10 protein-coding genes and 2 tRNA genes are annotated in these 12,565 nt (G+C 55.6%); 6 read left to right on the top strand and 6 right to left on the bottom strand.

Translation table 11 applies throughout. The annotated features are described in order from the left end of the window. Positions 1-127 precede the first annotated feature (127 nt). A tRNA-Lys gene (locus tag AC1MDE_RS10035) sits at positions 128-203 on the top strand. Between the two features lie 32 nt (positions 204-235). Then, a tRNA-Lys gene (locus AC1MDE_RS10030) sits at positions 236-311 on the top strand. Between the two features lie 638 nt (positions 312-949). On the opposite strand, the gene AC1MDE_RS10025 is transcribed toward AC1MDE_RS10030, so the two are convergent. Beyond that, a complete protein-coding gene (locus tag AC1MDE_RS10025) occupies positions 950-2,431 on the bottom strand; it encodes an AlkA N-terminal domain-containing protein (protein ID WP_479399805.1) in 1,482 nt (493 codons plus the stop codon). Positions 2,432-2,783: 352 nt separating this feature from the next. Here AC1MDE_RS10025 and AC1MDE_RS10020 point away from each other — a divergent pair, with 352 nt between their 5' ends. From AC1MDE_RS10020 to pnuC, 3 genes are all read left to right on the top strand, one after another. Further along, on the top strand, positions 2,784-3,281 hold the full coding sequence (locus tag AC1MDE_RS10020; protein WP_058962366.1) for a methylated-DNA--[protein]-cysteine S-methyltransferase: 498 nt from the start codon (positions 2,784-2,786) through the stop codon (positions 3,279-3,281). 135 nt (positions 3,282-3,416) lie between these two features. Next, complete coding sequence (gene nadA, locus AC1MDE_RS10015) at positions 3,417-4,478, top strand: quinolinate synthase NadA (protein WP_058962367.1); 1,062 nt, start codon at positions 3,417-3,419, stop codon at positions 4,476-4,478. Between the two features lie 25 nt (positions 4,479-4,503). After that, positions 4,504-5,226, top strand: coding sequence for a nicotinamide riboside transporter PnuC (gene pnuC / locus AC1MDE_RS10010; protein WP_034829177.1), 723 nt, complete (start codon positions 4,504-4,506; stop codon positions 5,224-5,226). Here the strand turns inward: pnuC and zitB are convergent. The 4 genes from zitB to AC1MDE_RS09990 form a co-directional block, all read right to left on the bottom strand. Next, the gene (zitB, locus tag AC1MDE_RS10005; RefSeq protein ID WP_480344526.1) at positions 5,220-6,185 is read right to left on the bottom strand and encodes a CDF family zinc transporter ZitB; all 966 of its coding nucleotides are present in this window, start codon (positions 6,183-6,185) and stop codon (positions 5,220-5,222) included. The two genes, pnuC and zitB, sit on opposite strands and share 7 nt — an antisense overlap. Then, a complete protein-coding gene (locus AC1MDE_RS10000; protein WP_479414696.1) occupies positions 6,154-9,240 on the bottom strand; it encodes a hybrid sensor histidine kinase/response regulator in 3,087 nt (1,028 codons plus the stop codon). The genes zitB and AC1MDE_RS10000 overlap by 32 nt, the downstream gene beginning before the upstream one ends. Continuing rightward, positions 9,222-9,806: a response regulator gene (locus tag AC1MDE_RS09995; RefSeq protein ID WP_479398127.1), complete on the bottom strand. Its 585-nt coding sequence runs from the start codon at positions 9,804-9,806 to the stop codon at positions 9,222-9,224. Before AC1MDE_RS09995 ends, AC1MDE_RS10000 begins: the two co-directional genes overlap by 19 nt. A 101-nt stretch (positions 9,807-9,907) precedes the next feature. Beyond that, positions 9,908-10,267 carry a YbgS-like family protein gene (locus AC1MDE_RS09990; RefSeq protein ID WP_058962371.1) on the bottom strand — a complete coding sequence of 120 codons (360 nt, stop codon included), beginning with the start codon at positions 10,265-10,267 and terminating at the stop codon, positions 9,908-9,910. Positions 10,268-10,561: 294 nt separating this feature from the next. Between AC1MDE_RS09990 and aroG the strand changes: the two genes are divergently transcribed. Beyond that, positions 10,562-11,614: a 3-deoxy-7-phosphoheptulonate synthase AroG gene (gene aroG / locus AC1MDE_RS09985; protein ID WP_034821187.1), complete on the top strand. Its 1,053-nt coding sequence runs from the start codon at positions 10,562-10,564 to the stop codon at positions 11,612-11,614. Between the two features lie 62 nt (positions 11,615-11,676). On the opposite strand, the gene gpmA is transcribed toward aroG, so the two are convergent. Next, a complete protein-coding gene (gpmA, locus tag AC1MDE_RS09980) occupies positions 11,677-12,429 on the bottom strand; it encodes a 2,3-diphosphoglycerate-dependent phosphoglycerate mutase (protein WP_034821185.1) in 753 nt (250 codons plus the stop codon). Positions 12,430-12,565 lie beyond the last annotated feature (136 nt).

The raw sequence follows: 12,565 nt of genomic DNA, 5'->3' as shown, positions 1-12,565 counted from the left end.
GGTCGTTAGCTCAGTTGGTAGAGCAGTTGACTTTTAATCAATTGGTCGCAGGTTCGAATCCTGCACGACCCACCATCTTAACCTGCTGAATGTTAGATGTTTTCTTCAGAAGCTTTACAACCTTGATGGGTCGTTAGCTCAGTTGGTAGAGCAGTTGACTTTTAATCAATTGGTCGCAGGTTCGAATCCTGCACGACCCACCATCAAGTTTAAAGTTGTAAGCCGCTCCTCGAGCGGGTCGTTAGCTCAGTTGGTAGAGCAGTTGACTTTTAATCAATTGGTCGCAGGTTCGAATCCTGCACGACCCACCACTATGTAGAAAGGCGCCCTAAAGGCGCCTTTTTGCTTTTCTGCGTTTCTCAAAGAAGTTAGCTGGGATTGCTGTGAGCCCGTGCGTCAGCCCGTCAAGGCGGGACGGATCGCGAAGGAATCTCACATCCCTGTGGATCGGCCTCGCCATCCATGGCTCGGACGCTTCGCTCTTCCGCTCCCGCCTTGACTGGCTTTTGTGACTTGGTTGCTGCTTTGTAAAAGCGCGTACCTGTTTGGATGAGACTGTGTGCTCATTAATATCTAATTGTTTGGTGGGATTGCTGTGGGTCTGTGCGTCAGCCCGTCAAGGCGGGACGTATCGCGAAGGAATCTCACATCCCTGTGGATCGGCCTCGCCATCCATGGCTCGGACGCTTCGCTCTTCCGCTCCCGCCTTGCCGGACTTGTGTGGCTTTGGTTAATGCTTTTAAAAAACCGCAGAGATGTGCCATGAAGGCGGCAATAAGGGGCGGTGAAGTAAAGCTTGTGGCGCAGGGATGCGCCACCAGAGCCTACAGGGATGTATTCACGGCGTCTTTACGCAACCGCCCCTTATTGCCGACTGGAACGCTCTGTCGTTGTTTACTAGCAGCTAGAATGCACGACAGATGACCCCATTCCCAAAACGTACGCACAGTCATGCCTTTTTCTTTTTGTCAGCCGATTTATCAGGCGTCAAACTCTTCCAGATATGCAACACCGCATAACTGCGCCACGGCCGCCAGACCTGCGATAACTGCTCTGCCACTTTGGCGCTTACCCCACCAAGATTATTACGAATCGCAATATCCTCTTTAGGGAACGCATCCGGCCAGCGCAGGGCGCGCATGGCAATATAACTCGCCGTCCATGGCCCTACGCCTTTCAATGCCAGCAGCTGCTGCTGAACCACGTCAGGATTCACCGCGCCATTAAAGCGCAGCGCACCGGAGGCACACGCCTGTGCCAGCGCCTGAATCGCCTGAGAGCGAGCGCTCACAATACCGAGGCTGGCAATATCATCAATGGTTGCGGTAGCGAGCGATTCCGCAGTCGGTGGCAGGCGAGAAAGTTCCGGCCATGGCGTAACGAGAGGCTCGCCGAAACGCTGCGCCACACGACTGCTCAAGGTGGTCGCAGCCTTAACCGTCACCTGCTGGCCAAGAATTGCGCGCACCCCCAACTCAAAGCCGTCAAACGCCCCAGGAACGCGCAATCCCGGATAACGTGTCAGACTGTCAGCTAATAGCGGATCCTGGCTTAGCTGCTCGCTGATGCGCTGTGGTTGGGCATCGAGATCAAATAGGTCGCGCAGGCGACGCAGCAGGGCAGGCAAAACCGGGGTTAAGGTAGTAGTGAACTGCACCTTGAGTGCCTGCTTCTCCGGCAAATGGCTGACGCGTACCCAGCCCCGACAGTTCCCCAGCGCCACGGTGCGGTGATAAGCACCATCATTGACCCACTCTGCCTCTTTCATCACACGCTGCTGAAGAAAATCCAGAATGGCATCCCAGTCGTAAGGTGGGCGATAACTCAAACGCAGCTCAGCGCTCTCCTGCACCGTGGTCATGCTCTCTGGTTGACTCTGTTTGCGCAGGCGCGAAGGCGTCATACGGTAACGTGCCTGAAATACATCATTAAAGCGGCGCAAACTGCGAAAGCCGCTGGCGTAGGCGATTTCGGTAACGGGTAATGAAGTCTCCGTCAGGAGTTGCTTCGCCAGCAGCATGCGACGAGTTTGGCGCAACTCCAGTGGTGACACGCCCAACTCCTGCTGGATCACGCGGCGAAGCTGGCGCTCACTCAGGTCAAACTCGCCGGCGATGTCGACCAGTGTCTCTTGCTCTTCCAGCAGGCCCTCTTCGATGCGACGAATCAACCGGTCGGCGATGCGATGATGACTATCGACCGGTGCGAAGCCCGGCGCTAACTCAGGACGGCAGCGCAGGCAGGGCCTGAAATGCGCTTTTTCGGCGGCTTCAGCGCTGCCAAAAAACAGGCAGTTCTTCTGCATCGGCGCTTTCACCGGGCAAATGGGCCGACAGTAAATGCCGGTTGAGGTCACGCCGACAAAGAACACGCCATCGAAACGACTGTCGCGCGAGGTCAGCGCCTGGTATGCAATCTCGGGATCAAACATCATCGTCTCCAGCAAATAAACCGCATATACCTTCCAGAATTCAAAGCTCAGAAGCGTTGGTTGCGCTCGTTCCCCTGAATCACTGACTCAAGTCAGCTCATAGAGAAGATGAACCTCCTAAAGAAGGTTCCCCCTTCGGGCCAGCACAAGCGCTGTGCAAATCGACTGATCGGTTTGTCACTCGTTTGCCGCCTTCCTGCGCCTTGCACTATTTTGGGTATCGTCGCGCAAGTGGCTGAGCAAAACTCGCTGCTTTCGGACAGCTAACCAGTTTATGCTCATGACCGAAAACAGCCAGTTTATCGCGGCGGAAGTGCGATAATGACACACTGATTTATGCCGGAGGTGTCTTATGTATCATGCCAAAATCATCCCAACGCCGGTTGGTGAACTGACGTTGATCGCGACCGATAACGGGTTGTCAGCGATTCTGTGGGAAAACGAAGGCTCGCAACGCGTGCCACTGAAGCCCATCAGCCGCAACGATCAGCATCCCATTCTGTGTGAGGCCGAGCGTCAGCTGCGTGAATACTTCGCCGGAGAGCGTCAGCAATTCGACATCCCTTACGACACGGTTGGCACTGAATTCCAGAAAAAAGTCTGGCAAGCGCTGCTGACGATTCCGTTTGGTGAAACCCGCAGCTATCAGCAAATCGCGGAACAGATTGGCAACCCAAAAGCCATGCGCGCGGTGGGGGCGGCCAACGGTAAAAATCCTCTATCGATCATGGCGCCCTGCCATCGGGTGATTGGCAGCAACGGTAAGCTCACTGGCTTCGCAGGCGGTCTGGCGGTCAAAGCGTTCTTGCTGGAACTGGAAAACCCGCAGAAATCGTTAGGTGGCTTGTAAACCGCATAAAAAAGAGACGACACTCTCGCGCAATTCCGCTATCGTGTTTAGCATATAAAACACGATAGCGGTTTTGATGCCGCATCATCGCTGTAACAGGCGGTTTTGTTAAATTGAGAAAACGAGAGCCGTGTCATGAGTCTGATGTTCGATCCTGAAAGCGCGATTTATCCCTTTCCGCCGAAACCGGCGCGTCTCAGCCAGGATGAAAAATCCCACTACATCTCTGAAATCAAACGCTTATTAAAAGAGCGTGATGCGGTGCTGGTCGCGCATTACTACACCGATCCTGAAATTCAGGCGCTGGCGGAAGAGACCGGCGGCTGCGTCTCGGACTCACTGGAAATGGCGCGCTTCGGCAGCACCCATCCGGCAAAAACGCTGCTGGTGGCGGGCGTGCGTTTTATGGGTGAAACCGCCAAAATTCTCAGCCCGGAAAAAACCGTGTTGATGCCGACGCTGCATGCAGAGTGTTCACTCGATCTTGGCTGCCCGATTGAGGAGTTCAATCGCTTCTGTGACGAACATCCGGACCGTACCGTGGTGGTGTACGCCAACACCTCAGCCGCGGTGAAAGCGCGCGCAGATTGGGTTGTCACCTCCAGTATTGCGGTGGAGCTGATTGAACATCTCGACAGCCTCGGTGAGAAAATTATCTGGGCACCGGATCGCCATCTCGGCCGTTACGTCACCCAACAGACCAAAGCGGACGTGCTGTGCTGGCAGGGCGCGTGCATCGTGCATGACGAGTTCAAAACTCAGGCCCTGCAGCGCATGAAAACGCTCTATCCTGATGCAGCGATCCTCGTGCATCCGGAATCCCCGCAGGCGATCGTCGATCTGGCGGATGCCGTGGGCTCCACCAGCCAGCTGATTCAGGCGGCGAAAACCCTGCCGCATCCGCAAATGATCGTCGCCACCGATCGCGGCATCTTCTATAAAATGCAACAGGCGGTGCCGGACAAAGAACTGCTGGAAGCGCCGACGGCAGGTGAGGGCGCGACCTGTCGCAGCTGCGCGCACTGTCCGTGGATGGCGATGAATGGCCTGAAAGCCATTGCCGAAGGGCTGGAGCACGGCGGCAGCGAGCATGAAATCCATGTCGATGATGCGCTGCGCGAAGCCGCATTGATACCGCTTAACCGCATGCTAGACTTTGCAGCACAACTCAAACTCAAGGTGAAAGGGAACGCGTAAGGCGGCTTTCACACAGGTGCAGATCATGGACTTCTTCAGCACACAAAATATTTTGGTTCACATTCCAATTGGCGTGGGTGGCTACGACCTGTCATGGATCGAGGCGGTGGGCACCATTGCGGGTCTGCTGTGTATCTGGCTCGCCAGCCAGGAAAAGATCATCAACTACTTCTTCGGGCTGATTAACGTCACGCTGTTTGCGGTGATCTTCTTCCAGATTCAGCTGTATGCCAGCTTACTGCTGCAGCTGTTCTTCTTTGTCGCCAATGTTTACGGCTGGTACGCGTGGAGTCGACAAAACACCGCCAATGAAGCCGCACTGAAAATTCGCTGGCTGCCGTTGCCGAAGGCGCTTGGCTGGGGCGCGGCGTGCGTCATCGCCATTGCGCTGATGACGCTGTATATCGATCCGGTGTTCGCGTTTCTGACCAAAATCGCCGTGGGTATCATGCAGAGTCTCGGCCTGAACGTGACGATGCCTCAACTGCAGCCGGATGCCTTCCCGTTCTGGGATTCCTGCATGATGGTGCTGTCGATTGTGGCGATGATTCTGATGACGCGGAAATACGTCGAGAACTGGCTACTGTGGGTGGTGATTAACGTGATTAGCGTGATGATCTTTGCGCGTCAGGGCGTGTATGCGATGTCGCTGGAATACGCGATTCTGACGTTGATCGCGCTTAACGGTTCCCGCTTGTGGATGCAAAGTGCGCGCGAACACGGGTCGCGCGCGCTGTCGAATCAGTGATGGTGATGGGCGTGACCATCCAGCGTGAGATGTTCATGTGAGTGATGATGCGAGCTCTGCTCCGCGCAGAGTTCGCAATCATGACCGGTACATGGCTGGTACTCCATCTGCACAGTGGCATGCGCAATCTGATAGTGTTCGTGCAAATACTGATGAATACGCACCAGCAGCCCGTCATGATCGTAAGGTGGAATTACCTGCACATGTAATGTCAGCACCGGCTTTTCTCCCACCTGCCACACATGTATATGATGCACATTGCGCACTTCCGCGATGTTGCGTGTCAACTCGCGTGCCAGTTTATCCACGTTAATCCCGCTCGGTGCGCCTTCCAGCAGCTCATGCAGACTTTCCCGCAGCAACGACCAGGCACTGCGTACCACCAATAGCGAAACCAGCAGTGAGAGGATCGGGTCGATCGGTGTCCAGCCGGTCAGCATGATAATGATAGCGGCAACAATCGCGCCAACGGAGCCGAGCAGATCGCCCAGCACATGCAGCGCCGCCGCACGTACGTTGAGATTTTTTTCTTCACTGCCACGATGTAACAGCCAGAAAGAGAGCAGATTAGCCAGCAAACCGGCAATCGCAATCCCCAGCATTAATCCGCCAGCCACCGGCTGAGGTTGATAGAAACGGCGCAGCGCTTCCCAGACAATCAGTGCCGTAATCACCAGCAGCGCGATGGCATTCACAAAGGCGGCAAGTGTGGTGAGGCGCAGTAAGCCAAAGGTGTGGCGGGCGCTGGGTTTGCGCTCAGCAAACTGCACGGCCAGTAGCGCCATCAACAGCGCGGCGGCGTCAGTGAGCATATGTCCGGCATCCGCCAGCAGCGCCAGCGAACCCGATACCACGCCACCAATCACTTCGGCAATCATAAACAGCGCGGTGACGCCAAACGCCGCCGCCAGACGCGTACGATTGCCGTTATGCGCGCCGTGAGAATGAGTGTGTGCCATAACTTTCCAGTTGTTCCAGTAACCTGTTCGTTAATGATATCAGTAAATTGAGGGCATCATCGTCCAGACGCTGCTGTTTTGCCTGATCGGTGAGCTGCTGACAACGTTCGGCCATCTCATCCATGCCGAGTAACAGCCAGCTGCCTTTCATGCGATGGGCGGCACGCTCGACAGCGGGCCAGTCATGCTCGACGCTGGCCGCCAGTAGCGCATCGCGATCCTGCTGCAGGGTGCGTTGCAGTGTCTGGCAAATGCGCGGGATAAAGGCCTCATTGTGCTGGGCCAGAATCATTAAACTGTCGGGCAGTTGTCGGAGAGGATCGCGCACCGTGCGTGTCAGCAGAGCCGCGAGATCATCCAGCTCAATCGGTTTCAACAACAGCGCTTCGTCTTCTTGCAACGCTACCTTCAGCAATTGCACGTCGGCGGAGCAGAGTACGCGCAGTGCCGGTTTGCTGCGTCGCTGCTGGCGGCGGCGTAAAATGCGCAGCAGTGTTAATCCATCCGGACGCGGCATCATCTGGTCAATCAACAGCACATCAAACGGCTGAAGCGCATCGGCGCGCAACAGGCTACGCCCCTCTTCGAATACCATGGCCGTTATAGCGAATCGGGCCAGTTGTTGCTGCAAAACCAACAGATTGGTGGGATGGTCATCAACAATCGCCACCCGCAGATGCGGATAGCGCGGCCAGGCAGCAGGGCGCTCGGCGGGCGTATCTTCACAGATATCGAGCGGTAATCGCACCTCCACCGTAGTGCCTTTGTCCGGTTCAGAGGTCAGCGTTAACTGACCGCCCATACGTTGCACGATCTCACGACAGATAAACAACCCCAGGCCGCTACCCTGCACGGCGTGGCTTTTGCCCGACGGTGCCTGATACCAGGGTTCAAACAACTGGGCCTGTTCGCTGAGTGGAATACCGCTGCCGCTGTCGGCGACCGCTAACTGAATCTGATCGGTGACGGCGAGCGACAGCCTGACTTCACCCTTGCGCGTGAACTTCAGCGCATTGGCCACCAGATTGTTCACCACCTGCTGCAGGCGATCGCCATCCAGCATCACCCGTGTCGGCAGCGGCGTCAGTGCCTCAACCAACAACACCGGACCGGATTCACGCATCAAAGGGTGATAGAACTGCTGCTGTTGCTGCAGCCAATCTGCCAGATGGAGCGGATGCGGTGCCAGGCGAAAACTCTGATTCTCAATGCGTGCATGGTCTTGCAGATCGTTCAGCAGCGCCATCAGCGAGCGCGCGCTGCTGTACATCAGCGTCAGACGTTCGCTGGGGTGTTGCTGTTGCTCCAGTTCCAGCAGGCCGAGAATCGCCTGCATTGGCGTACGCAACTCGTGGCTGGCGGTGGCAAGGAACTGGCTTTTAGCGGCATTAGCGCGCTCTGCCTGCTGGCGCTGCAGGCGATCGCGCCGCTGTTGCAGGTAGCGGCGCAGCAGCAGCACTAACAGCAGCAAAATGACCATCCCGGCCGCCATCAAAATCATCAGCGGCACATTGCGCATCGCCATAGTGGTTCCTGGCTGGGGCGGCTGCGACCAGTTGGTGCGCATCTGATTGAGCGTATCAGCTGGGATCTGCTGCAGTGCATGATCCAGCAGCGCCTGGAGTTGCGGCTGATCCTGGCTCACCTGAGGCGCCAGCGGCCAGGCAACATCGCTGGCGGCAAAGGCTAAATGGACACGATTATCCGCGTGGCTGGCCATGCGCCAGCGTGCAGACAGCACATTATCCACCAGTGCATCAATCTGACCGCTGTTCAGGGCTTGCCAGAGATGCGCACGGTCATCGAACAATTGGGGCGTGATGTTCTCAGGCAGCAGCCGTTGCGCCAGATCGGCGCGCAGTACGCCCACTCGCTGATGTTGCAGGGATTGCCAGCTCATCGGCTGCTGCGTATTAAGCGTGTAAATTCCCCAAATCGCGCGCCACACTGGCAATGTGTTGCTGCTGGTATCGTCGCCGTTCAGGGGTTGTAGCAAATTCAGCATCACCTGATGTTGCTGCATCAGCGTCTGCGCCTGTTGGGGATTGCTCACCCAGCGCGGTGTGAAACGCAGCCCGGTGCTTTGGCTTAACGCATTAAGCAGATCAATACCAAAGCCGCGCGCATTGCCGTTGCCATCGCGATAGCTCCAGGGGGCGTTATCCACTTCTGCGGCATAAGGAATCTCGCTCTGTGCGGACAGCCATTGCTTCTCAGCAGCCGACAGCATCAGCGTTTGCGTATCCTGATAGCGCAGCAAAGGCGGGCTCCAGCGCTGTTGCACGCGATTACTGAACTCTGCGGGCAGCAGGCGCAACTGGGTATTGAGCCAGTGAATTAGCTCAGGATCGCGCGCCAGTGCGCGTAGCGACAATTCACCCGCCCCCGGATCGGCGGTGATCTGGTAAATCTGTCCCTGCTGCAGCTGGTTAAGCAGAAATCCGGCGCTGGTTTCATCCGCCACCAAATAGTCACTCTGCTGATTGAGCAGTGCATACAGCGCCTGTAAATCGCCCGGCAGGCTATGCCAGCGATGGTATTGCACAAAGGCATCAGGCAGTTGCGCCAGTGTGGCTTGCGCGATGGTGAGCTGGGCATTTTCACTGTTAAACATCACCGCGCGTTGATTATCACGATTGCGGTAAATGCGGATCGGGCTATTAACCCAGCTGTCGCTGACCAGGATGTTTTCCGGCAGCTGCGCATGTTCGTTGCTCAACACGAAATCGACGTCGCCGCGTTCCAGTGCCGCCAGCTGCTGCGAACGATCGGCGTAACTTTGCAGGCTAAAGCGCGTGCCAGTGAGTTGGCTCAGTGCACTAAGGTAATCGGCATCAATTCCCCAGATACGATCGCCAATGCGCATTGCCCAGGGCGCGCTGTTTTGCGCCGGGACGGCAACGCGTAAGGTGGGTTGCGGCCATGGCTCGACATGCGGTGCTGGCATCATGGCGGGGAGCATCACGCTGCTGGCGGGCTGTAAGTCGGCGCGAGCCGTTAAGCTGATCAACAGCAGACACAGCCACAAGATGACTTTCACTGTTGGGCTTTCCACAGTTCGGCCAGCTCCACCACCGACTGCACGCCGGTTTTCTCCAGAATGTTTTTCTTGTGGGTGCTGACGGTTTTATTGCTGATATGCAACTGTTCACCAATCTGCAAATTAGACAGCCCGCGCACCAGCAGTGCGACGATTTGCTGCTCTTTCTCGGTGAGCGGCAGCTCGATACGCTCGGGCAGCGGTGGAAACGCTTGCTGACCGCCAAGCACCGCCAGAATCGCACTCAGCAATTGCGCCATGCTTTGGCTCTTTACCACATAGCCCGCCGCACCGAGCGACACGGCACTCAGCAAAGTGTGGCGATTCTGCTGAGCGGAATAGATCAACACCGGGCAAGCTGGATCGCGGGCGCGCAGACGGCGCAACAGTTCGAGGCCATCGCTGTCCGGCAGGCCGATATCGAGCACAATAAGATCAAATTGATGCTGCTGTAAAAGCTGGCGCGCTTCAGCTTCAGTCGCGGCGGCGTGCAGTTTTACCGGGATAGGGGAGTGAACGCAGGCCGCTTCCAGCGCGACTTCAACTAACGGATGGTCATCAATAAGCAGCAGTGAAGCCATGAAACAGTTCCTCTGAATTTCATGGTTTTAGCATAGCGGAAAAGCAGATGCGGAAATACAAAGGGAGAGCCGAAGCTCTCCCTTTGTGTGACTAAAAAAGATTACTGTGAAGTGCCGTCAGTTTTCTTGTTGACGTCTCCACCACCTTCCTTCGTTTCAACTTTTTTATTCACATCCGGGCATTTACCATCTTTACACAGGGTATTTTTGTGAACTTCTTCAGCGGACATATTGCTGGAATCAGTGCCGGAAGTCGCCGCGCTGTTAGTATTAGTGCTGCCATTATTGATTTTGCTGTTATCAACATTATTCGGTGGCAGATTCTGTTTAGCGCCACCTGCAGCCGCACCAGCTTCCGCTGAGGCATTCGCTTCACCATTATTATTCGCTGCAGCCATTGCTACACCGCTGCCCAGGGTCATCGCTGCCGTCAGAAAGATAATTGCAAACTTATTCATCATTATGCTCCTTTAATCGATGGAGAGTTGCCGTCAAACACCACTGGTGCTGAGTGACGAAAATAACGTACCGTGACGGAATATAATTCCATCGTTAACGCTTCGCTTAAAAATTAAATAGCGCAAGAACCTCATTCCTCAGTGCTTACGTTTATAAAGCTTAGTTCATGGGCGTATAAATGCAAATTTCACAGAAGCATTTACGCGAGCGTGGAATTTACACTCGCAGCCTGAAGGGATACATTTAACGGGTTGCGCCCGGCGAACGCGGGGCCAGAAATTTGAATGGAATTATGTATGGATTATCAGAACGACGATTTACGCATCAGAGAAATCAAAGAATTATTACCGCCTGTTGCTTTGCTCGAAAAATTCCCCGCTACCGATAAAGCCGCTGAAACCGTTGCTCAGGCACGTCAGGCGATTCACCGCATTCTGCACGGTCAGGACGATCGTCTGCTGGTGGTGATCGGTCCTTGCTCAATCCACGATACCGAAGCCGCTAAAGAGTATGCGAGCCGTCTGCTGACGCTGCGTGACGAGTTGAAAGGCGAGCTGGAAGTGGTCATGCGTGTTTATTTCGAAAAACCGCGTACCACGGTGGGCTGGAAAGGGCTGATCAACGATCCGTTTATGGATGGCAGCTTCCAGATCAACGATGGCCTGCGTCTGGCGCGCAAGCTGCTGGTGGACATCAACGACATCGGTCTGCCAGCGGCAGGTGAATTCCTGGATATGATCACCCCGCAGTACATGGCGGATTTGATGAGCTGGGGCGCGATTGGTGCGCGTACCACCGAATCCCAGGTGCATCGTGAACTCTCTTCCGGTTTATCTTGCCCGGTCGGCTTCAAAAACGGCACCGATGGCACCATCAAAGTGGCCATCGACGCGATTGGTGCCGCCAGCGCGCCGCATTGCTTCCTCTCCGTCACCAAATTCGGTCATTCGGCGATTGTCGAAACCAGCGGTAACGAAGATTGCCATATCATTCTGCGCGGCGGCAAAGAGCCGAACTACAGCGCTGAACACGTGGCAGCGGTGAAAACCGGTCTGGAGAAAGCGGGCTTGCGTCCGCAGGTGATGATCGACTTTAGCCATGCCAACAGCAGCAAGCAGTTCCAGCGTCAGATGGTGGTCGCTGATGATGTGGCGCAGCAGATCGCGGGCGGTGAGCAGGCGATTACTGGCGTGATGATCGAGAGCCATCTGGTGGAAGGGAATCAGAGCCTCGACAGCGGTAAAGAGCTGGTTTACGGCCAGAGCGTCACCGATGCCTGCATCGGCTGGGAAGACACTGAGAAAGCCTTACGTCAACTGGCGCAGGCGATCAAACAACGCCGCGGCTAATTGCTTAACGCGTAATAAAAAGGCCAGACTCGCGTCTGGCCTTTTTGTTTTTAAGCCGGGAATTACTTGGCTTTACCCTGGTTAGCCACGGCTGCAGCTTTCGCGGCAATCTCGTCGGCATCACCCAGGTAGTAACGCTTCAGCGGTTTGAAGTTCTCATCGAACTCATACACCAACGGCACGCCAGTTGGGATGTTCAGTTCGAGGATTTCATCTTCGCTCAGGTTATCGAGGTATTTTACCAACGCACGCAGTGAGTTACCGTGTGCTGCAATGATCACTTTCTCACCGCTTTTGATGCGCGGCAGAATGCTTTCATTCCAGTAAGGAATAACACGTTCGATGGTCAGTGCCAGGCTCTCGGTGGTTGGCAGCTGTGCGTCGGTCAGTGATGCGTAACGTGGGTCGTGGCCCGGGAAACGCTCATCCGCACGATCCAGTTCTGGTGGGGTGATGGCAAAGCCACGACGCCACTGTTTTACCTGATCGTCGCCGTATTTGGCGGCGGTTTCAGCTTTATCCAGACCCTGCAGCGCACCGTAGTGACGCTCGTTCAGACGCCAGGTTTTCTCAACCGGCAGCCACGCCTGATCCAGCTCATCCAGCACGTTCCACAGGGTGTGGATGGCACGTTTCAGCACGGAGGTATAAGCGAAATCAAACACGAAACCTTCTTTCTTCAGCAGTTGACCGGCTGCTTTGGCTTCAGTGCGACCTTTGTCTGAGAGATCCACGTCATACCATCCGGTGAAGCGGTTTTCCTGGTTCCACTGGCTTTCGCCGTGTCGCACCAGAACCAGCTTAGTTACGGCCATAGCTTAACTCCTTAATGCTTGATGTTTCGATGATTATAGAAACCGGCTGCGGCCACCTGAAAAGCGGCACACTGATAGCGCCATACCATAGCGGAAAACAACGCACGGCGTAAGCCTGTCGCTAACGCAGTGCGCG

This window comes from Pantoea folii (assembly GCF_056678875.1).
This window is presented reverse-complemented; position numbering and strand designations above follow the sequence as displayed.